At 68.3% G+C, this 25,132-nt stretch carries 13 protein-coding genes; 10 read left to right on the forward strand and 3 right to left on the reverse strand.

Going from position 1 to position 25,132, the window contains the following annotated elements:
* The first annotated feature begins 10 nt into the window (after positions 1-10).
* Positions 11-3,739 (forward strand): hypothetical protein, encoded by a 3,729-nt coding sequence (locus MUU77_RS00960; RefSeq protein ID WP_245090509.1) that lies wholly within the window; start codon positions 11-13, stop codon positions 3,737-3,739.
* A gap of 46 nt (positions 3,740-3,785) precedes the next feature.
* Here MUU77_RS00960 and MUU77_RS00965 read toward each other — a convergent pair whose 3' ends face one another.
* The 3 genes from MUU77_RS00965 to MUU77_RS00975 all read right to left on the reverse strand — a co-directional run bounded on the left by MUU77_RS00965 (position 3,786) and on the right by MUU77_RS00975 (position 10,086).
* Positions 3,786-6,464: a serine/threonine-protein kinase gene (locus tag MUU77_RS00965; RefSeq protein WP_245090512.1), complete on the reverse strand. Its 2,679-nt coding sequence runs from the start codon at positions 6,462-6,464 to the stop codon at positions 3,786-3,788.
* A gap of 301 nt (positions 6,465-6,765) precedes the next feature.
* On the reverse strand, positions 6,766-8,733 hold the full coding sequence (locus tag MUU77_RS00970; RefSeq protein ID WP_245090515.1) for a hypothetical protein: 1,968 nt from the start codon (positions 8,731-8,733) through the stop codon (positions 6,766-6,768).
* A gap of 354 nt (positions 8,734-9,087) precedes the next feature.
* Entirely contained in the window at positions 9,088-10,086 is a 999-nt protein-coding gene (locus tag MUU77_RS00975) for a LacI family DNA-binding transcriptional regulator (protein ID WP_245094110.1), read from the reverse strand.
* Between the two features lie 516 nt (positions 10,087-10,602).
* Between MUU77_RS00975 and MUU77_RS00980 the strand changes: the two genes are divergently transcribed.
* The 9 genes from MUU77_RS00980 to MUU77_RS01020 all read left to right on the forward strand — a co-directional run bounded on the left by MUU77_RS00980 (position 10,603) and on the right by MUU77_RS01020 (position 25,085).
* Complete coding sequence (locus MUU77_RS00980) at positions 10,603-13,740, forward strand: TonB-dependent receptor (protein ID WP_245090518.1); 3,138 nt, start codon at positions 10,603-10,605, stop codon at positions 13,738-13,740.
* 160 nt (positions 13,741-13,900) lie between these two features.
* The gene (locus MUU77_RS00985; protein WP_245090520.1) at positions 13,901-14,659 is read left to right on the forward strand and encodes a SapC family protein; all 759 of its coding nucleotides are present in this window, start codon (positions 13,901-13,903) and stop codon (positions 14,657-14,659) included.
* A 4-nt stretch (positions 14,660-14,663) separates the two neighbouring features.
* Positions 14,664-15,683 (forward strand): cupin-like domain-containing protein, encoded by a 1,020-nt coding sequence (locus MUU77_RS00990; RefSeq protein ID WP_245090522.1) that lies wholly within the window; start codon positions 14,664-14,666, stop codon positions 15,681-15,683.
* A gap of 17 nt (positions 15,684-15,700) precedes the next feature.
* Complete coding sequence (locus tag MUU77_RS00995) at positions 15,701-17,230, forward strand: tryptophan halogenase family protein (protein WP_245090524.1); 1,530 nt, start codon at positions 15,701-15,703, stop codon at positions 17,228-17,230.
* Positions 17,231-17,253: 23 nt separating this feature from the next.
* Positions 17,254-17,952: a DUF6445 family protein gene (locus MUU77_RS01000; protein WP_245090526.1), complete on the forward strand. Its 699-nt coding sequence runs from the start codon at positions 17,254-17,256 to the stop codon at positions 17,950-17,952.
* Positions 17,953-18,157: 205 nt separating this feature from the next.
* A complete protein-coding gene (gene xylB / locus MUU77_RS01005; RefSeq protein ID WP_245090528.1) occupies positions 18,158-19,651 on the forward strand; it encodes a xylulokinase in 1,494 nt (497 codons plus the stop codon).
* 41 nt (positions 19,652-19,692) lie between these two features.
* Positions 19,693-21,027 (forward strand): xylose isomerase, encoded by a 1,335-nt coding sequence (gene xylA / locus MUU77_RS01010; protein ID WP_245090530.1) that lies wholly within the window; start codon positions 19,693-19,695, stop codon positions 21,025-21,027.
* Positions 21,028-21,117: 90 nt separating this feature from the next.
* Positions 21,118-22,533 (forward strand): sugar porter family MFS transporter, encoded by a 1,416-nt coding sequence (locus MUU77_RS01015; protein ID WP_245090532.1) that lies wholly within the window; start codon positions 21,118-21,120, stop codon positions 22,531-22,533.
* An 8-nt stretch (positions 22,534-22,541) separates the two neighbouring features.
* Positions 22,542-25,085 carry an exo 1,3/1,4-beta-D-glucan glucohydrolase gene (locus MUU77_RS01020; RefSeq protein WP_245090534.1) on the forward strand — a complete coding sequence of 848 codons (2,544 nt, stop codon included), beginning with the start codon at positions 22,542-22,544 and terminating at the stop codon, positions 25,083-25,085.
* The last annotated feature ends 47 nt before the right edge of the window (positions 25,086-25,132 follow it).

Here is a 25,132-nt window from a genome sequence, read left to right on the forward strand (position 1 = left end):
GGGGCCGGTCATGAAGAAGCGCATGAAGATGAAACTGCTGGACTACACGCTGATCGGCCTGCTGGCCGGCACGGCGCCGCTGGCCGGCGCACAGACGGCTGCGCCGTCGCGCCCGCCCTCGCAGGCGCAGCAGGATGGCCTGGCCGGTGCGGCCGCGGCCGTGGACTGCGACGGCGAACGCTGCACGGGCGAAGAAGGCCTGCTGTTCCGGCTGCGCACCCGCGGCTACGACAGGCCGGTGACGCAGGGGACCGACAGCACCTCGAGCTCCGAAGCCCTGCAACCGGACCGCCGCGTCACCGTGGCGATGGAGCAGCCGGGCAAGGCCACCGCGATGGGCAAGTTCTCCATCGACCTGCCTGGCGGCGGCGTCATCTGGGCCACCGAAGACCCCACCCTGGGCCAGGCCGAACTGTCGGTCTCGGCGCCCTCGATGGTGCCGTTCGACGGGCAGCGGATCGCCCGTCCGGTGCAGTTCTATGTGCGCGGCAACTATCCGGCCTTCATCGAGCGGATGGAGATCACGCTGTACCGCAGCAGCGATGGCGACCTGATCGAGCCGATCGCCTCGGTGCCGGTCCAGGTGGCGGCGGTGTCGAGCACGTCATGGGAGGGCGCACTGCCGGACCGGTATCGGTTCCGCAAGGGCGACGAACTGGTCTACGTGCTGCGCGCCTACGGCAAGGATGGCGCGTTCGATGAGACGTATCCGCGTACGCTGCAGCTGGTGTCGCTCGAGGATGCCGAGCGCGGCATCGACCAGTTGCGCACCGATATCGAGCGTTCGCAGGGCGCCTCGCTCAGCGCCGAGCAGGCCCAGACGCAGAGCCTGGTGGAAAGCGTGTTCTCCGGCAACGGGCTGCGCCAGCAGAACATCCCGATGTACGGATCGCGCATCCGCATCCAGGGCCGCAACATTCCCGCCACCGCCTCGCTGACCCTCAATGGCGAGGCTTATCCGGTCGATCAGGAGCGCAAGTTCGTGGCCGAGTATCTGGTGCCGGTGGGCCACCACCGGTTCCAGATCGGTCTGGGAGGCGGTCAGGGCGCTGGCGGGTCGACAGCGTCCCATACGCTGGATGTCGATGTGACCGGGCGCTACTTCTTCGGCGTGGGCCTGGCCGATGTGACCATCGCGCAGAACAAGGTCAGCGGCTCAAGCGCCGCGTTCGCCAACGACACGCGCTATCAGGACGATGTGATCAGCGACGGCCGGCTGGCGTTCTACGGCAAGGCCAAGCTGCGCGGCAAATACCTGGTCACGGCCCAGGCCGATACGACCGAACGGGACCTGGAGCGGCTGTTCAACGGCTTCACCCAGGCCGATCCGCAGGACGTGTTCCGCCGCCTGGATCCGGATCTGTACTACCCCGTCTACGGCGACGACTCCACCACCTACCGCGACGTGGACACGATGGGCCGGTTCTACCTGCGGGTGGACTGGGACAAGAACCAGGCGCTGTGGGGCAACTACAGCACGGGCATCGCCGGGACCGAGTACGCGCAATACCAGCGCTCGCTGTACGGCGCGGCGCTGAACTGGCGTTCGCTGGCCACCAACCGCTGGGGCGATCCGGGCACCGAGCTGCGCGTGTTCGGCTCGCAGGCCGAGACGGCGCCGGGCCACAACGAGTTCATCGGCACCGGCGGCAGCCTGTACTACCTGCGGCATACCGATCTGCTGCCGGGTTCGGACATCGTGACCCTGGAGATCCGCGACCTGACCACGGGCCGGGTGGAGAACCGCGTGGTGCTGCAGCGGGGGGCGGACTACGAGGTCGACGAACTGCAGGGCCGCATCCTGCTGACCCGTCCGCTGGCGCAGGTCACCCGCGAGAACATCCCCACCCTCACCCGCGACGCGCCGCTGGATGGCTTCGAGCAGCGCCTGCTGGTGGACTACGAGTGGGTGCCCTCCGGCTTCGATGCCGACGACGTCAGTGCCGGCTTCCGCGGCAAGCACTGGTTCGGCCACCACGTCGGCGTGGGCGCCACCTACGTGCAGGAGAACCGCGCCGGTGAGGACTACACGCTCGCGGCGGGCGACCTGACCCTGCAGGCCGGCAAGGGCACCTACCTCAAGGCCGAGTACGCCCAGACCGAATCCTTCGGTGCGCCGGTGTTCTTCTCGGACAACGGTGGCCTGAGCTTCATCCAGCAGAACGACACCAGCCTGAGCCGCGAAGGCGAGGCCAAATCGCTGGAGGCGCGCGCCAACCTCAAGGAGCTGGGCTGGACCGACCAGGACTGGAGCATGGGCGCCTGGTGGCGCAACACCAGTGCCGGCTACTCGATCTCGCGCTACGACACCGGCCAGGCCATCACCGAGTACGGCGCTGAAGTGCAGGGCCAGTTCACCCCCAACCTCGGCGTGTACGCACGCTACACCCGTGCCGAGAGCGCCGCCGAGTCGCTGACCCAGGCCCAGGCCACGCTGGAATGGCGCCTGGACGACACCCGCACGCTCAGCGCCGAACTGCGCCGCGTGGATACCGAAGGCACCTCCCTCGATGCGGCCGGCACGCTGGGCGCGGTAAAATACCTGCAACGCTTCGGCAGCACGCTGGAACTGTACGGGCTGGCGCAGTTCACGCTCGACGACGACGGTGGCCAGTACGCCGACAACGATGCGCTGACGCTGGGTGGCAAGTACCTGTATGGCGACAACTCGTCCGTGGGCGCGGACGTCACCACCGGCGACCGCGGCCAGGCGGCCACCGTGAATGCCGAGCACCGCCTGACGCCCGAGCACTCGGTGTACGGCGCCTACACGTACTCCACCGACACCACGGCCTACGACTCGCTGTTCACGCGCAACGCGCAGAACGGCTGGACACTGGGCCAGCGCTGGCGCCTGTCCAACCAGGTCAACCTGTACAACGAAAGCCAGTTCCTGAAGGAGCCCAGCCAATCAGGCCTGGCCCATACCTTCGGCATGGACTTCTATCCGGCGCAGGGCTGGAACATGGGCTTCACCTTGTCCGACGGCGAGCTGACCAACACGGCCGGCGGCAACGTCGACCGCCGCGCGATCAGCGTGTCCGGTGGCCGCACTTCGCCCGACACGGACTGGCAGAGCAAGCTGGAGTGGCGCGAGGATCGCGGCGCCGAGCAGCGCGAGCAATGGGTCAGCACCCACCGCCTGACCCACAAGATCAACGAGAGCTGGCGCATCGCCGCGCGACTGAACTATTCGGATACCGACGACCAGCTCAACCCGCTGGCCGGCGCGAAGTTCATCGAGGGCAACGTGGGCTCTGCCTACCGGCCCTGGGACAACCAGCGGTGGGGCGTATTCGGGCGCTATACCTACCTCTACGACCTGGCCACGCTGGGCCAGCTGGGCGGGGCCGAGTACGACCAGAAGTCGCAGATCCTCTCCTTCGAAGGCGTGTACAAGCTGGACCAGCGCTGGGAATTCGCAGGCAAGCTGGCCCGTCGCGAGGGCGAAGTGCGGATGGGCCGCGGGACCGGCGTGTGGCTGGACTCGGCCACCACCTTCGCCGCCGCACAGATGCGTTACGACCTGCGTACCCAATGGCATGCGCTGGCCGAATACCGCTGGCTCGATGTCGGGGACGGGGGTACCAAGCAGGGCGTCCTGGTGGGTGTGGACCGCGACCTGAACAAGAACTTCCGCATCGGCGTGGGCTACAACTTCACCGATTTCAGCGACGACCTGACCGACTTCGACTACGACCACAGGGGCTGGTTCCTCAACCTGGTGGGCACCTACTGACCCACCGCGGGCCGGGGCCCAGGACGGGCCCGCGGCCGGCACCGGATCATCGCCCAGCGGCGGCGGGCGTGCCCGCCGAAGCGTTGCGGGATGCCGGAAGGAAATTCCCGACCAGGGCATTCCGGATACGCACCGTCGCCGAATGACGCGGGCCCAACTGGCGGCTGGCTTCCACCAGCGCATCCTGCAGCAAGCCCTCCGCACGCCTCCGGTCCGTCGCGGCATCCGGCGCGCTGTCCGCCGCGCGCAAGAGCAGTGCCTGCGCCAGCAGGTACTTGGCCCTGGGCGAAGGCTGCTGGCGTTGCCGGGTGGTGTGCACCACTTCCTGCAGCATGCTGATGGCATGGGTCAACGATATCCGCCGAGCGGATCCGGATTGGGTGGAAGCGAGTTGGACCAGCGCCTGGGCCTGCTCCTCCTTGGCGGCGAGCGTGGTGGGATGGCGGGGGCCCAGGATGCGTTCCAGCAGCTGTATCGCGCCGTCGGACACGCTGACGCTTCTCGACACGTCATGCGGGCGCTCCAGGCGCGCTTCCAGCAGTAGCTGGTGCGCGTACTCCGGGTGTGCTTTCCCGTAGGCGGCGACGATGGCCGCATGCGTCTCACGCAGGGTGGCCGGTGGAATATGGGCGGCCTGTCCCTGTCTTTCCAGCACCTCCAGCCTCAGGCGCCGGCTGCGTGCGGTGTCCGGATGCTCCGGGCCCAGCCGCTGCCGGCGCGATGCGAGCAGCGCTTCCGCCACCTGCCCGGCCTGGCGGTGGTCCTCTTTCAGCAGCAGCAGCGTCAGCCGTGCTTCGTTGACGCTGTCGGCCAGCGATGGGGAGGCCTCGCGGGCCAATGCCGTTGCGGTATCCAGCTCGCGACCGGCGTCGGCAATGTTCATCAGTTGCAGATGCCACTGGGCACGCAGGATCGACAGTTCGACCTGGGTATCGAGCGCCGCCTGCGACCTCAGGCCCGCCGCCACGGTCTGCGCGAAGCCCAGGGCGTCGAACGCGGCGTCGTGCTCCGACAATCCCCAGTGGGCACGCGCCAGCTCCGTCAGCAGATTGAGGGTGGTGATGTCCGCCGTGGGGCGGGCGGATGTCGACTGGCGAAGGCTTTGGGCGGCGACATCGCGCGCTTCGGCATGGCGCGCCTGAAGATTGAGCAGGGTCGCGAGGGTGGCCTGCGTCTCGGACTGGTGCGCAGGACTGTCCGTCAGCAGCCGGTTGGCCTGGGAGGCCAGCGCAAGCGCGTGCGAATAGTCGCCCAGCACGGCATAGCTGCGCGCCAGGGAGGTCAGCGCGCGGGCACGGATCACCGGGCTCGACGAGGGCGGCAGTGCACGCAGGTGCGCTTCCGTCTTCTCGAGCAACTGGCGCGAGGACGGGCGCGCTTCGGCCAGACCGGACAGCGTGGCCGCCCCCAGGGTCTGCTCGAACATCGTGGACACCAGCAGCATGTCGCGGGCTTCCTGCTGGCCGCGCCAGTGGAGCCATGCGAATACGCCCGCCGCCGCCACGCCCATCAGCATCACCATGCCGACAAGCAGCGTGGGCAGTGCGTTTCTCTGGAAGAAGCGGCCGATGACATACGCACGGCCTGCGCCACGTGCCCGCACGGGCCTGCGCGCCAGCCAACGCTCCAGATCGTCGATCAGAGCGCCGACGCTGGCATAGCGCTCGCCTGGCTCCAGCGCGACGCACTTCAGTGCGATGGCATCCAGGTCTCCCCGGAGTTTCATGCGCAACATGCAGGTATCGCGGCATTGGCGCAGATAGGCGACCTGCGGAAGGGCGGTTGCGGCCAGCCTCGAGGGCGCGTGCGCGGAACGTACGCCGATGCCGGTCAGCTGGGCGTGCAGTGGCTGCGGCGGGCGGGGCCATGCATCCACCATCAACCGGTAAAGCACCACGCCCATCGCGTGCACGTCGGCCGCGACCGAAGCGGTGCCCCCTGTCAGCAGTTCGGGCGCGGTATAGCCGCTGGACACCGCAATGGGCGGGGATGCGCCGCTGTCGCGCCCGCCCATCAGCGTGGACAGTCCGAAGTCGACCAGATGCACCACGCCATCCGCCGATACCAGCAGGTTGCCGGGCTTGATGTCCTGATGCAGCACGCCGTGGGCATGGGCGTATTGAAGGGCGCGGCAGGCTTGGAGGAGCAGCCTGATGCGCGCGGCCAGATCCAGCCGCTGCTGCTCCGCCCACTCGTCGATCGAAACGCCCTGGACCAGGCGCATGGCGAACCAGGGCCGTCCGTCGGCCTCCACGCCACCGTCCAGCAGGGGCGCGATGTTGGGATGATCGAGCTTCGCCAGGTGACTGCGTTCCCGCATGAACGCATCGACCAGGATGGGAGACGACATCTCCGCGCGAATGCACTTCAGGGCGACCGTTTTCTCGTACTGGCCGTCAGCGCGACTGGCCTGGTAGACCGCGCCCATGCCGCCCTGTGCGAGCACGCGATCGATGCGCCAAGGTCCCAGCAGGGTGCCGATACGTTCGAAGCACGAAGGGTCCATCCCGCCCCCCTCGTGTCCGGCGTGTCCGGCGTACAGCGCATCGAGCGCGCCGCCCTCGAGCGGATACGAGGCCGCATCCGCCTGGAGCAGCCTGTGCAGGGCGTCATGAAGCGCAGGCTCCCGCGTCCGTAGCGCGGCCAGGGCGTCCGCACGTCGCCGTGGCGCCAGTTCGACGTATTCGTCGAACAGGCGGAGCGCACGGGCCTCAAGGTCGGACATTGAAGACGGTCATTCGGATACGCGCAGGATACAGGCTGGCGTGCGTGGGGTCGTGGACCGTCGGGTACAGTCTGGGCACGCGGTCTCCACAGGGATACCGCATCTGCCGGAGGCGTGGTCGAAGGAGCGGGGCTGGCGGTTTGCCCCCGGGCCCCGGCACGGCCATCCTGGATCCGTGCCGCAGCATCGTCCCGGCACTTCCCGGGAGCGGTTCGCTGGATGACGTGGCCGCAGGCGCAGGCCGCGTTCGCACTGCCGCCGCGATCCTACCCTTCGGCAGGGGGCACGTACGCCTGCGCCGTCAAGGCAGTCCGGTTGCGGTGACCGTGCAACGCAGCGCAACCACCACCTCCCCGCCGACCGGCAGTGCGGGAAGGGTGATGCCACCCCCCAGCAGAGCGCTCACGGCGACGGTGGGCGAAGGACAGCTTGCGCCGCCGGAGGCACTGCAGGTCGCGGTACTGCCGGGGGAATAGCAGTCGAGTCCGGCCCCGGGCGTGTCGCTGAGCAACACGTCGGATGCGGCGAGCGGTCCGCTGTTCGTCACCGTGAGGGAAAAGTCGACGATGCTGCCGCTTGCCGCCGGGATCGGCGAGGCCGTCTTCACCACGCGCAGGTCCGTCTTGCGGGTCTCGTTGGTGAAGGTGCACGAGATCGGCCCCGCCGTGGTGGTGGCTTGCGCATCCAGGGTCACCGATCTGGTCGCCAGGTCGACCGTCGCGGCGCCGCCGGTGCCCAGGCCCGTGCAGGCGATGGAGCCCAGTTCGAACGGAGCCGGCGGTACAGCCTCGGTGATGGTCGTCGCCACGCCCGCCGCCGTCAGGGTCTGCATCGCGCCGGCCACGGCCGTACCGGCGGTGCCGGTGGTGATGCTGTGCGACTGGATGCCGTTGGTGCCGGTGAAGCCGAACGTGCCGACGCCATCCACCGAAACCTTGTTCACGGTCAACGAGGGGCACCGCACCGTGAACGTCGCGCTGGCGCTGTTGTTGGACGGGTCGAGATCGGCGAACCCGTCCGTGGCGGCGAAGTCGGCGCTGGCCGTGTTGCCGACCGTGGCGCCGCAGGCGGAGGTGGTGGCCACGGTGCCGGTGATGGTGAAGGTCAGCACGCCACCCGGTGCCAGCGTGTACCCGCCGGCGAATGAAAGATGGCCGCTGCCGCTCGCCGCGGGACAGGTGGAGCCTGCCGTCGCGGTGCACGTCCATGTCGTATCGGCGATCTGCGCGGGTATCGTGTCGACGATATCGGCCGCATTGGCCCCGTTGATGGTGGGAGCCTGATTGCCCGGGTCCACCGGATTGATGTCGGCGTTGGTGACGGTCACCGTGTAGGTCATCGGCAGGCCACGCAGGTAGCCGGTGGCCGACGCAGCGGTCTTGGTCACCACGATGTCCGCCGGCGTGGACGTCACCACGCCCCGCACCTCGTGGATGTTGTTCAGCCCGCCGGTGGATCCGCCGAAGCCCATGCGGAGGTTGGCTGGCGCGGTGTAGGGGAAGTTCAGATCGGCGAGCACGTTGCTGATCGTGCCGCCGGCCTGGCCCAGGCCGACGGTGACGCGATAACCGCCAGATCCATTGGGTATCAGCAGCACGCGCGCCCTGTCCGCGGCCGGACGGACCGCGGTGGATGGCACATCGATGCCGCCAGGCGCCGCGGCGCCGCCCACGTAGACGTTGTTGGCGCTGAGGGGGCCGCGTACGACCACGCGATCGGCCGCCGAACCGGGGCTTCCGCTCAGGGACGAGCATCCGCCCATCACGCTGGGCAACTGGCCGGAGAAATTGCCGAACTCGTCCAGGCCTATGCCCAGATAACCGCCGGCTCCTTCGCAGTAGCCCAGACCGGCACCCTCCAGTGCGCCGGCCATCGTCTGGTTGGCGTCGTACAGATAGAAGCTGATGCCGTCCGCGCCCGTGCCGCTCCAGGCGACATAGTCGAATTCGACGATCACGCCCTGGCTGGAAGGAAACGATCCGCCGGTATAGCGTGCGCTGCCGACCTGGCTGGCGCGATCGGTCGTCAATCGCAGCCAGCCGTTGCCCACCGCGTCATTGGTGTTGTTGCCGTCGGAGATCGGTCCGCGGCCACCGGTCAGGATGCCACTGTCGTTGTTGCCGGTATTGTCGTTGCCCGAGAACGTCCACCCGGGTTCGCTGCTGTTGCGGAAGGTGGCGTTGACCTTGAACTGCGCGCTCGCCGGCAACGCGAATCCCGCGCCCAGCGCCGCCAGCAACGAAACAAGGATTATCTTTGAACTCTTCATGGGTCTCTCGACAAGGGCCTGCCGGTGCTGATGCGATGCGGGCGACATGAGGCACCTGCCGAGGACGTTCGGACCCCTATTCCCCCGGCGGCTCGCCCTCCATCCAGGATGGAGCCGCGACGGGCCGCGTCTGCCTTCCCGCCACCGCACCACGCTCCTGTGTCCAATTCGCATTGGCATGCGCAGGGAGGACATCGCTTCCCCATGCCCTGTTCCGACGCGGCGTGCTGACCGTCGCGGGCCTTCATGGCAACGGCCGCAACGCAGGCCCGCGACTTCCGGCGGCCGGGCATCCCATGGGCGGTGTCATTCGCCCTTGACCGCCGTTGGCTCCTCCGGGGGCAAAGCGGCCCGCTAGTCGCGCCGGTCTTTCCTGGGCTTGGAGTTGTCGCGGGTCGCGACGGAGGCGCGCTGTACCAGCTGGTGGGGCACGACGTGATGGACGACCACGCGCGCCGCGGCAGCGCTGCTGCGGATCTCGCGCAGCAGGATGTCGATGGCCGTATCCGCCATTGCGGCGATCGGCTGGTGGATGGTGGTCAGTTCCGGCCACACCATGGTCGCAGCCGAGGTATCGTCGAAGCCGACCACCGACAGGTCGCGTGGAACGTCCAGGCCACGGCGATGCGCCACCGAGACCACCGCCGACGCCATGTCGTCGTTGCTGGCGAAGATGGCGGTGGGCGGGCGGCGCAGTGCGAGCAGCCGTTCGGCGGCCTCCAGTCCGGACCGGTAAGTGAAATAACCGGGTTGGACAAGCTTGTCGTCGTAGGCGATGCCGGCCGCGGACAGCGCGTCCCTGTAGCCCTGCCAGCGGTGTCCGCTGGCCGTCTGGTTGGAGTCGCCCTTGATGTAGCCGATGCGGGTATGGCCGTGCGCGATGAGGTGCGCCACCATGTCCAGGCTCGCCCGATGATCATCGATGCGGACGCAGGACGTCGTTTCGCCGAAGTGACCGGATGCGATCGACACGACCGGTACCCCGGCCTGCGCGAACTCGGTGACGATGGCGCGGGATTCGCAGAGCGGAGGCGGCAGGACCACGCCCGCCACGCTCTTGGCCATCTGCCGCGCAGCATTGCGCCGGCCCTCTGCGTCCAGGCCGTCCCAGGTGGCGATCACCAGCTGGGCGGCGGCGCGGGCGGAACCGCGGAGAGCACCGACCAGCAGTTCGCGCAGATAACTGGAACTGGGGTTGGTATAGATCAGCGCGATGCACGTGTGCTGGGCCGCCGCCAGTGCGCTGGCGGCCAGGTTCGGCCGATAGCCGAGTTCGCGCACGCTGCGCATGACGCGCTCGCGGTTGCCGTCGCGGACGCCGGCGTGGCCATTGACCACGCGCGATACCGTCATGGGGGACACACCGGCATGGCGTGCGACCTCGTCGATGGTGATGGCGCGGCCTTTGCGGCGTTCGGCCTTGCGGACCTTCTTCACGTGCTGGGTTTCCGTGGACTGTTAAGACGGATGGGAGAAACCGGTGTTACTGGCGCATTGCGGCAGCTGGAAGCGTTTTCATCAAAACGGCGTATTTCGTCGCCCGCCCGTGATGCCTGCGCTTTGCTGCGCTGCATGGTGACAAGCGCGAACACGCATGATTAGTCTCCGCAGCAACGCAATGGTAGCGCTACCACTGATGTGCGGCCAATCCGGCAGTCCGCCGGCCGCCCGTTCCCATCGCGTCGTCGTCACGCTTGAAGCCAGGATGCGCAGCGGAACCGTCGGGGCCCGCCAACACCTGGTCTGGAAGACGGGCCCCGCCCGTGGTCGCCCCAGGGGGGGGCGGAACATCCATCACGATCGCAGCGAGAAGGGGAGATCCATGAGTGCGTGCAGTTTCCGTAGAACTCCAGACCTGAGGGCAAGTTCATGAGCCGGAAGTTGGCGAAGTTCAAATCGAGGGCCATGTTCACCTTCGTCGGAGGTGTGCTGGTCATCAATCCCGCGTTCGGACAGGACGCACCGCCGCCTGCGCCGACCGCGCAGCAGGCACCGGCGGCGTCCACCGAAGCGACCGAGCTGGACGCGGTAGTGGTCACCGGCATGCGCAGCAGCCTGAGCGAGGCGATGGACATCAAGCGCGATGCCGCAGGTGTCGTCGACGCGATCAGCGCCGAGGACATCGGCAAATTCCCCGACACCAACCTGGCCGAATCGCTGCAGCGCATCACCGGCATCTCGATCGAGCGCCGGGATGGCGAAGGCGCGCAGGTCACGGCGCGCGGCTTCGGACCCCAGTTCAACATGGTGACCCTCAACGGTCGCCAGATGCCGGGTGCGGATGCCTACGGCGCGGCCGGGCAGGTGGCCATCGGCGGCGTGGACGGCGGCACGCGTGCGTTCAATTTCGCACAGCTGGCGGCAGAAGCGATCAACGGCATCGAGGTCTACAAGACCAGCCAGGCGCAGGTGCCCAGCGGCGGCATCGGCGCCACCATCAACATCCTCACCGCGCGTCCGTTCAACTACGACGGCGTCGTCGCCAGCGCCAGCGCGAAGGCCGTCTCCGACCGGAGCCAGCCTTTCGACAGCGACATCACCCCGGAACTGTCGGGCATTTTCAGCTTCACCAATGCCGACAAGACCTTCGGCGTGAGCCTGAGCGCCAGCCAGCAGAAGCGCAAGGGCGGGTCGGTGCAGGCCACCGAGAACTACTGGAACGTGCAGCCGTGGACCGGGACCATGCCCGGCAACCCCAACGTCGTCAACGCACCGGCGATCGGCGACCTGTATGCGCGCCCCAACGACCTGCGCTACGCCTTCTCGGATTTCGAGCGCGAGCGCGTCAACGGCCAGGCCGTGGTGCAGTTCGCGCCGACCGACAGCCTGACGCTGACGCTGGACTACACCTATTCGACCAACGAGATCACCGAGAATCGTGGCGAACAGGGCATGTGGTTGCAGAACAGCAACTACACGGACATCGAGTTCGATACCAGCGGCGCGGTGGCCGTGCCCATCTACATCCGCGAGATCGCGGGCACCAAGGATTTCGGGCTCGAGCAGCAGCGCACCATGCAGAAGTACAAGCTGGGTTCGCTGGGCTTCAACGCGGCCTGGGACGTCAGCGACAACTTCCGTCTCACCTTCGACGCCCACAACTCCAAGAACGAGAGCCGGCCGAACGATCCGTTGACGGGCGGCGGTTCCATCTTCATGAGCATCGCCGGCACCAACAACTGCACCACCGGCCCGCATTGCGGCGGCTCCTGGGTGCAGGAACTGGCGTTCAACAACGGCCTGCCCGTCGGCACGCAGACCTGGTATCCGACCACCGACGACGCGATAGCCGGCACCAACGGCGTGGTCAATCCGGGTTTCGTGGAAGGCGAGATCGGCTCGCAGGTGCTGCGCATCAACGCCCAGACCCAGGTCAGCGAGATCAAGCAGGCCCGCATCGACGGTGAGTGGAGCTTCGACCAGGGCCGCTTCCAGTTCGGCGTGGACACCAACAAGTCGACGACGCACCGGATCCAGGCGGCGGAAGCGTACTCGACGCTGGGCGACTGGGGCGTGGCCAACGTGGATTCGGACACGGCGGCCGGACTGATGGACCTGCTGCGTCCGGTCAACATCGTCGGCCTGTTCGACGACTTCAGCGCGGCCAGCTGGCCGGCATGGCGCGGCAACGCCGGCGAACTCGCCCAATGGGCAGCGGGCCAGTATGGCGTGGGGCTGGGCGTCAGCCCGCAGCGCGCGGCCGACAACCGGGTGGAGGAGAAGACTCATTCAGCCTACTTCCAGGTGGAACTGGACGGCGAACTGGGCGGCATGCGCACCAACACCCGCCTGGGCGTGCGGTACGAGACCACGGACGTCGTGTCGACCTCGGTGATCGCCATTCCCGAAGCCATCGAGTGGCAGGCCAACAACGACTTCCGCATCGTGCTGTCCGACGAGCAGCAGCCCTTCAGCGAGAAGACCAGCTACAGCTACATCCTGCCCAACCTGGACTTCAGCATCGATTTCACGGATGAACTGAAGGGCCGCGCCTCGTTCGGCAAGAGCATCGCGCGTGCGCCCTACGGCAACCTCTACGCGGGCCCCGGCGCGCAGCAGCCGTTCGGTTCGGTGCTCATCGATCCGTCCGTGCGGGCCAGCGGCACCGCGCAGAACCCGGCCCTGAAGCCGCTGGAATCGGACAACCTGGACCTGGCGCTGGAGTGGTACTTCGCCGATGCGAGCTATGTGTCGCTGACCTACTGGAACAAGTCGGTCGACAACTTCATCGGCAACACCATCGGCCAGGAATCCCTGTACGGCCTGCGCGATCCCACCTCCGGCCCCGATGCGCAGGCCGCGCTGGACTTCCTCACCAGTGCGGCCTGCGTCGCCCAGGTCGGGGCGGCCAACGCGGCCGCATGCTCGGCCAACGACACCTCGCTGTTCACGGCGCTGGCGCTGCTGCGCAACGACCCGGCCGGGCTGGCGGCGTTCGACGGTACCGGCGCGCAGACCCTGGCGACCGAGGCGGCCTACAACCTGTACGGCGAAGCCGACGACCCGCTGTACATGTTCAACGTCAACCGGCCGATCAACCAGAACCAGGCCAAGCTGCACGGCTGGGAGCTGGGCGGGCAGTACTTCTTCGGCGACACCGGTTTCGGCATCCTGGCCAACTACACCGTCGTGCGCGGCGACGTGGGCTACGACGACGGCGGAGACCCGTCCGTCGACCAGTTCGCGCTGCTCGGACTCAGCGATACCGCCAACGCCATGTTCATGTACGAGAAGTACGGCTGGTCGGTGCGTCTGGCGTGGAACTGGCGCGACGAGTACCTGATCCTGGCCAACCAGGGCGCCAGCCGCAACCCGTACTACGTGGAGGAATACGAGCAGTGGGACCTGAGCGTGAACTACACGCTCAACGACCAGTGGTCCTTCGGTCTGGAGGCGATCAACCTGACGGGCGAAGACGTGCGCTGGCGTGCGCGTACCGACGAGATGATCGTCAAGCTGGCCGACCAGAGCCCGCGCTACATGGTGGGCGTCCGCTACAAGTTCTGAGTTTGGCGATAACCGCCCTCTCCGGATGTCGCCGAGCGGGACCGCTGCGCGAGCAGCGGTCCCCTTTGTCGAGGCGTGCGGATGGGGCGGCAGCCGGCGCGGCCCCGTTCCGCTGGCGTTAGTATGTGGAAGGCGGTCGGCTGGCTTCTGGGGAGGGAAGATGGCCCGTTACGAGGTGCTCAACAACGTGTCGCACCGCGACCTGCGCGTGGCGACGGGCTTCGGCCCCGAGTTCGGCGACGACGTGGGGATGGTGCCGGCGTTTCCCAGCGAGTTCGCCGAGCTGCAGCGCGAGTATCCGATCTTCCTGCGCAAGGATCCGGACGGCGGCGCGTGGCAGTCGGTCGCGCTGCTGGGTTTCGAGCAACGCGAGAACCTGTTCCTGCAGGACGGCCGCTGGAATGCCTCCTATCTGCCCGGCGCCACCGCAAAGGGACCGTTCCTGATCGGCTTCCAGGAACAGCACGTGGACGGCGAGCTCAGGCAGGAAGCGGTGATGCACGTGGACCTGGACCATCCGCGCGTGAAGGCGGCGTCCGGCGAGCCCGTCTTCCTCCCGCAGGGGGGCAATACGCCCTACCTCGAACACATTGCGAACGTCCTGCGCGGCATCCGCGACGGCGCCACCTACGGGGCCGCGATGTTCGCGGCGCTGGATGCGAACGGCCTGATACAACCGGTCAACCTGGACGTGCAGCTGGACCAACGGCACCGGGTGGTCGTCAATGGCCTGCACGGCATCGACCGCGACCGCCTGTCCATGCTGGACGGCCCGTCGCTGTACCAGCTCAATCGGACCGGCTACCTGGAAGGCGCGTATCTGATGCTGGCGTCGTTGCACAACGTGCGCCGGCTGATGGCCGAGAAGCAGCGCCGCCTGCGTGCGCAGGACGCCGCGCCTGCATCCGCCAGGGGCTGAGGTCATGGCGGACGGCACGGCGATACGCACGCGCGAGGACGTCGGGATCGATGCGCTGCCGCTGGATGCGTTGATGGCCGACGGCCAGCCCGTGGTGCTGAAGGGCCTCGTGCGCGAATGGGGGCTGGTGCAGGCGGGGTTGCGGTCCACCCGGGAGGCGATGGCCTATCTGCGCAGCTTCGATGCCGGCGTGCCCGTGCAGTACTCCTTCGGCACCCCGGACATCGCAGGCCGGCCGTTCTACAACGAGGACTTCACCCGGCTGAACTTCGAAGTCCGGCGCGGCGTGCTTGCGCAGGTGCTGGACGATATCGCAGGCCACCTGGAGGACGCGCGGCCGCCGACCTACTACGTGGCGTCGCTGCGGGTCGATCGCGCGCTTCCCGGCCTGGCGCAGGACAACGATCTGCACCTGGCCCGGCATGGAATCGATGCGCCACCCAGCATCTGGATCGGCAACCGTGTGGTCGCGTCCTGCCACTTCGACGTGCCCGACAACCTGGCCTGCTGCGCCGTCGGCAGGCGGCGGTTCACCCTGTTCCCGCCGGATCAGATCGAGAACCTGTACCCCGGTCCACTCGATCCGACGCCGGGCGGCCAGGTCGTCAGCGTGGTCGATTTCGACCGGCCGGATTTCCAACGCCATCCCCGCTTCCGCCAGGCGCTGGCAACGGCGCAGACGGCCGTGCTCGAGCCGGGGGATGTGCTCTTCATCCCCAGCATGTGGTGGCACCACGTGCGCGGTCTGGAGCCGTTCAACGTGCTGGTGAACTACTGGTGGCGCCGCTCTCCGGCGTTCCTGTCCTCGCCGCTTTCCGCCCTCCATCATGCGCTGTGGACAGTGCGCGACCTGCCCGCCAGCGAAAAGCAGGCCTGGGCGAAGATCTTCGAGTATTACGTGTTCGGTCCCGCCGGGCGGGCGGGAGAGCACCTGCCCGCGCAGGCGCGCGACCTGCTGGGACCCATCGACGAAACGCTGGCGCGGCGCATCCGCGCCATGCTGATCGGCCGCCTCAATCGCTGACATCCGGAGCAACCGCAGTGGATCCCGCAGACAAGCCTGAAGGCCACATCCGCAAAGTCGTGATTGCCGGCGGCGGCACGGCCGGCTGGCTGGCCGGTTGCGCGCTCTCGCACCAGTTCCGCGACCGCCTGGACATCACCCTGGTCGAGTCCGAGCAGATCGGCACCGTCGGCGTGGGGGAATCCACCGTGCCGCCCATCCGCACCTTCCATCGTTTCCTGCAGATCGACGAGCAGGAGTTCCTGCGCGCGGTGGCCGGCACGTTCAAGCTGTCCATTTCGTTCGAGAACTGGCGCCGTCCCGGCGAACGCTACATCCATCCCTTCGGCATCACCGGCCAGGGCACGTGGGCGGCGGCGTTCCACCATTTCTGGCTGGACAGCCTGCGCCGCGGCATGCCGTCGGAGCTGGGCGACTTCTGCCTGGAGACGCTCGCCTCACGGGGCGACCGGTTCTCGCTGCAGACCCAGCCGCAGGTCAATTACGCGTATCACTTCGATGCGGGCCTGTACGCGAAATTCCTGCGCCGCATCGCCGAAGGCCACGGACTGCGGCGGGTGGAGGGCAAGATCCGCGAGGTCAGGCAGCACGCCGTCGATGGCGCCGTGCAGGCGCTGGTGCTGGAAGACGGACAGGTCATCGAAGGCGACCTGTTCATCGACTGCACGGGCTTCCGCGGCCTGCTGATCGAACAGACGCTGCAGACCGGCTATGAAGACTGGAACCAGTGGCTGCCCAGCGACCGCGCGGTCGCCGTGCAGACCGAGTCCGTCGGCCCGCCGGTGCCGTACACGCGCGCCATCGCGCACGAGGCCGGCTGGCGCTGGCATATCCCGCTGCAGCATCGCGTGGGGTGCGGGCTGGTGTTCTCCAGCCGCCACATGTCCGATGACGAGGCCCGTGCCAAGCTGCTGCGCGACGTCGGCGCACCGCCCATCCGCGATCCCTGGCTGGTGCCGTTCCGGACCGGACGCCGGCTGAAGGCATGGAACCGCAACGTGGTCGCGCTGGGCCTGGCCAGCGGCTTCATCGAACCGCTGGAATCGACCAGCATCCATCTGGCCATCAGCGCGGTGGTGCGGCTGGTGCAGCTGTTCCCCTTCGACGGCATCGCCTCCTCGCTGGTGGAGCTGTACAACGACGTCAGCCGCGCGGAGATGGAGCACGTGCGCGACTTCATCATCCTCCACTACCACGCCACGCAACGCGACGAGCCCCTGTGGAAGGCGTGCCGCGAGATGCCGCTGCCCGACTCGCTGGACATCCGCCTGCGCGCGTGGCGCGAGCGCGCGCATGCCTGGCAGGACCCCGACGAACTCTTCCGCGTGGATTCCTGGACCCACGTGATGCTGGGCCAGGGCATCCAGCCGGGCGCCCCCCATCCGCTGGCGCGCGCACTGGCGGACGATGACCTGCGCAGGCTGCTGGATTCCATCCGCAGTCCCCTCGAACGGGCCGTGGCCACGATGCCATCGCAGCAGGCCTTCATCGACGGCTACTGCAAGGCCGGCCCCGAGGTGTGGGGCGACCGGCCAGTGCCGCGCTGACCGGCACGCACGCAGGCTCGCCGATGCTGCTGTCCCTGCATCCGGACATGCGGATCGCCCGCCAGGCGATCGGCCGCGAAGGCGCGCCCCTGCTGGTCGTCGACAACCTGCTGGCCGATCCGGAACGGATGCTGCGGAAAGCGGCCACGCGCCACTACGTGAAGCAGTCGTCGATGTTTCCCGGCGTCCGCGCACCCGCGCCGGTGTCCTACCAGTCGTTGCTGGAGGCGACGCTCAATCCGTTGCTGCGCGAGTGCTTCGATATGGCGCCGGGCCGCTTCACCTTTCCTATGTGCCATTTCTCGCTGGTCACGCAACCGCCCGCCACGTTGCATTTCCGGCAACGCGTGCCGCACATCGATTCGGTGAATCGCAACGGCCTGGCCACCGTGCACTACCTGTTCCGCGGCGCATGGGGCGGCACGGACTTCTACCGGCACCGCCATACCGGGTTCGAGTACGTCGACGAAGGCCGCCATGCGGCGTACTTCGATCGCCTGGCGCAGGAAAGCCGGCAGGACGACACGCCTGGCGCGGGTTACATCGATGGCGACACACCGTTGTTCGAGCGTATCGCCAGCGTGGAGGGGGTGTTCAACCGGCTGGTGGTGTACCGGCGGAACTCGCTCCACTGCGGGCGCATCGACAACGGCCGGGCGCTGCCGACCGATCCCCTGCAGGGGCGTCTTTCGATCAACGCCTTCATCGATCCGGCGGGCTGATGGACCCCTCGTCTTCCGCTTCAACCCGTTGTTCCGCAAAGGATTCTGCGGTGCAGCACGCTTTTTCGCCGGGTGCTGGTTACAGTGTCGCCGCAGCGGCATCCGACAGGCTTGCCGTGTCGGAAGAACGGGCGATCCAGGGGGTTCGCTTTTTTTTCCGGGCGAAATGGTAGCGCTAACTTTTTGTAGGTCGGAGGTGGGGTCGATGGCGTTGGTGGCTGGCATCGATGCAGGCACGCAGAGCCTGAAGGTGGTGGTGTACGACCCGGCCGCCCGCGCGCTGGTGGCCATGGCCAGCGCGCCGCTGGAGCTGGCCGGTGGCCCGGACGGCCGCCGCGAGCAGCACCCGGGCGACTGGGTGGCCGCGATGCAGGGCTGCTTCGCGCGCATCGATCCGGCCGTGCGCGCACGCGTCACCGCGCTGGCGGTCTCGGGACAGCAGCACGGCTTCGTGCCGGTGGATGCCGAGGGCCAGGTCCTCGCCCCGGCCAAGCTGTGGTGCGACACCAGCACCACGGCCGAGTGCGCGCAGATCATGGACGCCGTGGGCGGTTCGACCGCGACGATCGCGCTGGCGGGCAACCCCATCCTGGCCGGCTACACCGCCTCCAAGCTGCCGTGGACGAAGACCCACCGGCCCGAGGCTTACGCGAAGCTGGCGACCATCCTGCTGCCGCACGACTACCTGAACTTCGTGCTCACCGGCCAGCGCTTCTGCGAGTGGGGCGATGCCTCCGGCACCGGCTGGCTGGACGTGCGCACGCGCACGTGGTCCCAGGCGCTGCTGCAGGCCACCGATGGCGAGCGCGACCTGGCCGCGTGCCTGCCGCCGATCGCCGCGCCCGATGCGCTGTTCGACATCGATCCGGCTGCGGCCTCGCAGCTGGGCCTGCCGGCCACGGTGAAGGTCGCCGTGGGCGGCGGCGACAACATGATGGCGGCCATCGGCACCGGCTGCGTGGAAGAGGGCCGGCTGGCGATGAGCCTGGGCACCTCGGGCACGCTGTTCGCCTACTCGGATACCCCGGTGGTCGATCCGGCCGGCACCTGGGCCGCCTTCTGCTCCTCCACCGGCGGCTGGCTGCCGCTGATCTGCACGATGAACTGCACCGTGGCCACCGAGCAGGTGGCCAAGGCCTTCGGCTTCAGCACGCGCCAGGGCGATGCGCACCTGCAGGCCACCCCGCCGGGGGCGGACGGACTGGTGATGCTGCCCTTCCTCAACGGCGAGCGCACGCCCGACCTGCCGCAGGGCAAGGGCGTGCTGGCCGGCCTGGACACCACCAACCTGACCGCCGCGCACCTCTACCGCGCCTCGGTGGAAGGGGCGACCTACAGCCTGAAGTACGGCTTCGATGCCTTCCTGGGCGCGGGCATGGCCTTCGAGCGCATCGTGCTGACCGGCGGGGGCAGCAACAGCGCGGCCTGGCGGCAACTGGTGGCCGATGTGTTCGGCCTGCCGGTGCAGGTGCCCGTGCAGTCCGAGGGCGCGGCCTTCGGCGCGGCCCTGCAGGCGCTGTGGGCACGGGACAAGGCACAGGGCGGCCAGGCGTCCATCGCGCAGATCGCCCGCACCCACGTGGCCCTGGACCCGGCCCTGTCCGCCACCCCCGATCCGGCCCGCACCGCGGCCTATGCCGCCGGCTACCAACGCTTCCTGCGCCACCTCCATGCCGTCACGCCGCTGCAGCGCGGCTGACCTTCCCTGCACCTCACGCACAACCACAGGATCACCGCACCATGAGCACCCAGCCCTTCATCGGCGCCCAGGAATACTTCCCCGGCATCGGCCGCATTCCCTTCGAAGGGCGCGGCTCGGACAACCCGCTGGCGTTCAAGGTCTACGACGCGAACAAGACCATCGGCGGCAAGACCATGCAGGAGCACCTGCGCTTTGCGGTCTGCTACTGGCACACGTTCTGCAACGCCGGCCACGATCCCTTCGGCCCGGGCACGCGCCACTTCCCGTGGGAGGCCGGCTCGCCCATGGCCACGGCCGAGGCCAAGGTCGATGCCGCCTTCGAGTTCTTCACCAAGCTGGGCGTGCCGTACTGGTGCTTCCACGACATCGACCTGGCCCCCGATGCCGAGGACATCGGCCAGTACGAGAAGAACCTCAAGCACATGACCGCCCTGGCCAAGGCGCGCCAGGACGCCACCGGCCTCAAGCTGCTGTGGGGCACGGCCAACCTGTTCTCGCATCCGCGCTACATGAACGGTGCGGCCACCAACCCGGACTTCGCCGTGGTGGCCCGCGCCGCGGTGCAGGTCAAGGCCGCGCTGGAGGCCACGGTGGAACTGGGCGGTGAGCACTACGTGTTCTGGGGCGGGCGCGAAGGCTACGCCTCGCTGGTCAACACCGACATGAAGCGCGAGCTCGCCCACCTGGCCCGCTTCCTGACCGTGGCGCGCGACTACGGCCGCAGCATCGGGCTGAAGGGCAACTTCCTGATCGAGCCCAAGCCGATGGAGCCGATGAGGCACCAGTACGACTTCGACAGCGCCACCGTGGCCGGCTTCCTGAAGGAGCACGGGCTGGAGAAGGACTTCAAGCTCAACATCGAGGCCAACCACGCCACGCTCTCGGGCCACACCTTCGAGCACGACCTGCAGGTGGCCTCCGACCACGGCCTGCTGGGCAGCATCGATGCCAACCGCGGCAATGCGCAGAACGGCTGGGACACCGACCAGTTCCCCACCGACCTGTACGACACGGTGGGGGCGATGCTGGTGGTGCTGCGCCAGGGCGGGCTGGAGGGCGGGCTGAACTTCGATGCCAAGGTGCGCCGCGAGTCCACCGACCTGGAAGACCTGTTCATCGCCCACATCGGCGGCATGGACGCCTTCGCCCGCGGGCTGGAAGTGGCGCACGCGCTGTTGACCGACTCGCCGTGGGAGCAGTGGCGCAGGCAGCGCTATGCCAGCTTCGACAGTGGCAAGGGCAAGGACTTCGAGACCGGCGCCCTGGGACTGGCCGAGCTGGCCGCGCTGGCGGCCACCCTGGGTGAGCCCAGGCAGATCAGCGGCAAGCAGGAGCGCTACGAGAACCTGCTCAACCAGTACCTGTTGCGCTGACGATCCAGCAGGAACAGGACGGATGCGAAGGTGCCTGGCGGCGATCCCCGCCGGCACCGCGGCGTTGATGACACACCAGGGGAACCTTCGATGGAACATGCGGCAATGCGCTCCGATGAGAACACGCGCTTCATCATCCTCATCAGTCTGGTGGCCACGATCGGGGGTTTCCTGTTCGGCTTCGACAGCGGTGTCATCAACGGCACCGTGGATGGGCTGAAGGCCGCGTTCGGATCCGATGCGGCCGTGACCGGCTTCAACGTGGCCTCGATGCTGCTGGGTTGTGCGGTAGGCGCATGGTTCGCGGGCACGCTCGCGGACCGCTATGGACGACGCACCATGTTGCTGTGGTCGGCGGTGTTCTTCCTGGTCTCGGCCTGGGGCTCGGGCATCGCGACCTCGTCGATCGAGTTCGTGGTGTACCGGGTCATCGGAGGGTTCGCGGTCGGCGCAGCCAGTGTCATGTCCCCGGCCTACATCAGCGAGGTCTCGCCGGCACGCTATCGGGGCCGGCTGGCCACGGTGCAGCAGATCGCCATCATCTCGGGTCTGTTCGCCGCCTTCCTGAGCAACTATGTCCTGGCCAAGTTCGCCAGTTCCTCGCTGGCCCCGCTATGGCTGGGCTTTGAAGCCTGGCGCTGGATGTTCTGGGTGGAGATCCTGCCCGCCGCGTTGTTCCTCGCTGCGTTGCTGTTCATCCCGGAGAGTCCGCGCTACCTCGCGGCCAAGGGCAGGCAGGAGCAGGCGCTGAGCGTGTTGACGCGGCTCTACGGCGCTGCGACCGGGGCAAGCAAACTCACCGAGATCCAGGCCTCGCTGGCCGCCGACCATCATGCGCCGCGGCTGTCGGACCTGATCAGCAAGAGCACCGGCAAGATCCGGCCCATCGTCTGGGTCGGCATCGGCCTGGCCGCCTTCCAGCAACTGGTGGGCATCAACGTGGTGTTCTACTACGGCGCGGTGCTCTGGCAGGCGGTGGGCTTCTCCGAGAACGACGCGCTGCTGATCAACGTCATCTCCGGTGCGCTGAGCATCGGCGCCTGCATCGTGTCGATGTTCCTGGTCGATCGCATCGGCCGCAAGCCGCTGCTGTGGACCGGCTCGGCCGGCATGGCGGTGACGCTGGGGCTGGTGGCCTGGGCCTTCGCCACCGGCCGCCTGGACGCGGCCGGCACGCTGCAGCTGCCGGGGAACATGGGCGTGCTGGCGCTGGTGGCCGCCAATGCCTACGTGGTGTTCTTCAACCTGTCCTGGGGCCCGGTGATGTGGGTGATGCTGGGGGAGATGTTCCCCAACCAGATCCGCGGCTCGGGCCTGGCCGTGGCCGGTCTGGCGCAGTGGGGCGCCAACTTCCTGATCACCTGGACCTTCCCGATGCTGCTCACCGGCATCGGCCTGGCCGGTGCCTACGGCCTGTACACCCTGGCCGCCGCGATCTCGGTGGTCTTCGTCCTGAAGTACGTGCACGAGACCAAGGGGCGCGAACTGGAGCAGATGCAAGGATGAAGACGATCATGTCCACGAACACGCGCGGCGGTGCGCTCATCGCCGCCCTGGTGCTGGCCCTGGCCGCCTGCCGGGGCGAAGACAAGGCCCTCGCGCCTGCGGCGGGCGAGGCCAACCCCTGGCCGCAGGTGGCCTGGCCGCTGGCCGAGGATGCCGCACTCGAACAGCGCATCACCGACCTGATGGCCACCATGACGGTGGAGGAGAAGGTCGGCCAGCTGGTCCAGGGCGACATCGCCAGCCTCACCCCGGAGGACGTGCGCAAGTACCGGCTCGGTTCGATCCTGGCCGGGGGCAACTCCGATCCCGGTGGCCGCTACGATGCCTCGCCCGCGCAATGGCTGGCCCTGGCCGATGCCTTCTACGAAGCCTCCATGGACACCTCGCAGGGCGGCAAGGCCATCCCGGTGATCTTCGGCATCGATGCCGTGCACGGACAGAGCAACATCGTCGGCGCCACCCTGTTCCCCCACAACATCGGCCTGGGCGCCACGCGCAATCCGGAGCTGCTGCGCCGGATCGGCCAGATCACCGCGCTGGAGACCCGCGCCACCGGCATGGAGTGGACCTTCGCCCCCACCGTGGCGGTGCCGCAGGACGACCGCTGGGGCCGCACCTACGAGGGGTATTCCGAGTCGCCCGAGGTGGTGGCCCGCTACGCGGCCGCCATGGTCGAAGGCCTGCAGGGCAAGGTCGGCACGCCCGAGTTCCTGGACGGGCGCCATGTGATCGCCTCGGTCAAGCACTTCCTGGGCGATGGCGGCACCACCAACGGCAAGGACCAGGGCGATACCAGGATCGGCGAAGCCGAGCTGGTGCGCCTGCACGCCGCCGGCTACCCGCCGGCGATCGCCGCCGGCGCGCAGACGGCCATGGCCTCCTTCAACAGCGTCAACGGCCAGAAGATGCACGGCCACAAGGCGTACCTGACCGATGCGCTGAAGGGCCGCATGAATTTTGGCGGCTTCGTGGTGGGCGACTGGAACGGCCATGGCCAGGTCCAGGGCTGCACCAACACCGACTGCCCGGCCACGATCAATGCCGGCCTGGACATGGCCATGGCCTCGGACAGCTGGAAGGGTTTCTACGAAACCACGCTGGCGGCGGTGAAGGCCGGCACGATCAGCCAGGCGCGCCTGGACGATGCGGTGCGCCGCATCCTGCGGGTGAAGTTCCGCCTGGGCCTGTTTGAGGCGGGCAAGCCCTCGGCGCGTGCGGTGGGCGGGCAGTTCGCCCTGCTCGGTGCGCCCGAGCACCGCGCGGTGGCGCGCCAGGCGGTGCGCCAGTCGCTGGTGCTGCTGAAGAACGCCGGCGGCGTGCTGCCGCTGCAGCCCAGGCAGCGCATCCTGGTGGCTGGTGACGGCGCGAACGATGTCGGCAAGCAGGCCGGCGGCTGGACGCTGAACTGGCAGGGCACCGGCACCACGCGCAAGGACTTCCCCAACGCGGACTCGATCTACGAGGGCATCGCGCAGCAGGCGAAGGCAGCGGGGGGCGAGGCGATCCTGGCCGTCGACGGCACGTACACGCAGAAGCCGGACGTGGCGGTGGTGGTGTTCGGCGAGAACCCGTACGCCGAGTTCCAGGGCGATCTGCAGACGCTGCTGTACAAGCCCGGCGATGACAGCGACCTGCAGCTGATCAAGCGCCTGAAGGCCGACGGCATCCCGGTGGTGGCGGTGTTCCTGAGCGGGCGTCCGCTGTGGGTCAACCGCGAGATCAACGCCGCCGATGCCTTCGTGGCGGCCTGGCTGCCCGGCTCCGAAGGCGCCGGCATCGCCGATGTGCTGCTGCGCAAGGCCGATGGCAGCGTGCAGTACGACTTCACCGGCAAACTCAGCTTCAGCTGGCCGCGCACCGCCACGCAGTACGCCAACAACGTGGGCCAGCCCGGCTACGACCCGCTGTTCCCCTTCGGCCATGGCCTGTCCTATGCCGACCAGGGCGAGCTGGCCGTGTTGCCGGAAGACTCGGGCGTGACCGGCGATGAGGGTGCGCCGGGCGTGTTCTTCGCCCGCGGCGATACCGGTGCCGGCATGACGCTGCGCCTGGAAGCCGGCGATGGCCAGGGCGTGAGCGTCACCCAGGTGCCGCACGCGTTGAACGGCGACCTGCTGCGCGTTGCCGGCGTGGACCACCTGGCGCAGGAGGATGCGCGTCGCTTCACGTGGTCGGGCAAGGGTGAAGCGGTCGTGGCGCTGCAGTCGCACACCGCGCTGGACCTGCAGCGCGAGAGCAATGGCGACGTGATGCTGCTGACCACGCTGCGCGTGGACGCCGCCCCCAGCGGCGAGGCCTGGCTGTCGGTCGGTTGCGGCACCGGATGCGCCGCGCGCGTGCCGCTGGCACCGACACTGGCCCAACTGCCGGCCGGCCAATGGACGCGCGTGGGCGTGCCGCTGAAGTGCCTGGCCCAGGCTGGCGCCGATGTCGCCAGGCTGGACCGTCCGTGGTCCATCGGGACCGCCGGGTCGATGACGATCTCGGTGTCGCGCGTGATGCTGGGTGCGCTGAACGAAGCCGAGGCGACCGTCGCATGTCCGGATGCGTGAGCGGGTCGGCCCGCGCCGGCCGCACGCCACGCCTGCAAGGAGGGGCG

Source organism: Pseudoxanthomonas sp. F37 (assembly GCF_022965755.1).
Taxonomy (GTDB): domain Bacteria; phylum Pseudomonadota; class Gammaproteobacteria; order Xanthomonadales; family Xanthomonadaceae; genus Pseudoxanthomonas_A.

Coding starts and splice junctions, on each gene's coding strand:
- MUU77_RS00960 (WP_245090509.1), top strand. CDS start 11: ATGAAGAAGCGCATGAAGATGAAACTGCTGGACTACACGCTGATCGGC.
- MUU77_RS00965 (WP_245090512.1), bottom strand. CDS start 6,464: ATGTCCGACCTTGAGGCCCGTGCGCTCCGCCTGTTCGACGAATACGTC.
- MUU77_RS00970 (WP_245090515.1), bottom strand. CDS start 8,733: ATGAAGAGTTCAAAGATAATCCTTGTTTCGTTGCTGGCGGCGCTGGGC.
- MUU77_RS00975 (WP_245094110.1), bottom strand. CDS start 10,086: ATGACGGTATCGCGCGTGGTCAATGGCCACGCCGGCGTCCGCGACGGC.
- MUU77_RS00980 (WP_245090518.1), top strand. CDS start 10,603: ATGAGCCGGAAGTTGGCGAAGTTCAAATCGAGGGCCATGTTCACCTTC.
- MUU77_RS00985 (WP_245090520.1), top strand. CDS start 13,901: ATGGCCCGTTACGAGGTGCTCAACAACGTGTCGCACCGCGACCTGCGC.
- MUU77_RS00990 (WP_245090522.1), top strand. CDS start 14,664: ATGGCGGACGGCACGGCGATACGCACGCGCGAGGACGTCGGGATCGAT.
- MUU77_RS01000 (WP_245090526.1), top strand. CDS start 17,254: ATGCTGCTGTCCCTGCATCCGGACATGCGGATCGCCCGCCAGGCGATC.
- xylB (WP_245090528.1), top strand. CDS start 18,158: ATGGCGTTGGTGGCTGGCATCGATGCAGGCACGCAGAGCCTGAAGGTG.
- xylA (WP_245090530.1), top strand. CDS start 19,693: ATGAGCACCCAGCCCTTCATCGGCGCCCAGGAATACTTCCCCGGCATC.
- MUU77_RS01015 (WP_245090532.1), top strand. CDS start 21,118: ATGGAACATGCGGCAATGCGCTCCGATGAGAACACGCGCTTCATCATC.
- MUU77_RS01020 (WP_245090534.1), top strand. CDS start 22,542: ATGTCCACGAACACGCGCGGCGGTGCGCTCATCGCCGCCCTGGTGCTG.